The organism is Ralstonia sp. VS2407, from assembly GCF_052950655.1.
In genome coordinates this window covers 1-488 of sequence record NZ_JBRFVG010000201.1, presented here as the reverse complement: position 1 = coordinate 488, position 488 = coordinate 1, and the positions used below count along the sequence as shown (strand labels likewise).

Sequence of the window (488 nt, the reverse complement as noted above, 5' to 3'; positions counted from 1 at the left end):
CGCGATGATGCGGCGCACCGCGTGGCGTCCGTCCGCGCGCGGCGAGATCACGACCCTGCAGATCCTCGCGTTCTCGACCGTGCTGGGCGGCCTCGGCGCGTGGACGCTCTACACGTTCACGAATCCGCTGACGATGTGGCTGACGATCGCGACGTTCGTCGGCTACGCGGTGATCTACACGCTCCTGCTCAAGCCGATGACGCCGCAGAACATCGTGATCGGCGGCGCGTCCGGCGCGATGCCGCCCGCGCTCGGCTGGGCGGCCGTCACGGGCGCGGTGCCCGGCGACGCGTGGATTCTCGTGCTGATCATCTTCGTGTGGACGCCGCCGCACTTCTGGGTGCTCGCGCTCTACCGCCGCAAGGACTACGAGAACGCCGGCCTGCCGATGCTGCCCGTCACGCACGGCGAGCAGTTCACGCGGCTGCACATCCTGCTGTACACGGTGATCCTGTTCGCCGTCACGATGATGCCGTTCATCTCCGGGA

General features: G+C 68.2%; 1 protein-coding gene. It reads left to right on the top strand.

Annotated elements, in window-relative coordinates; genetic code table 11:
• Positions 1-488 (top strand): protoheme IX farnesyltransferase (locus ACU8YE_RS24615; RefSeq protein WP_446930048.1); only part of this gene is annotated, 488 nt, incomplete at both ends.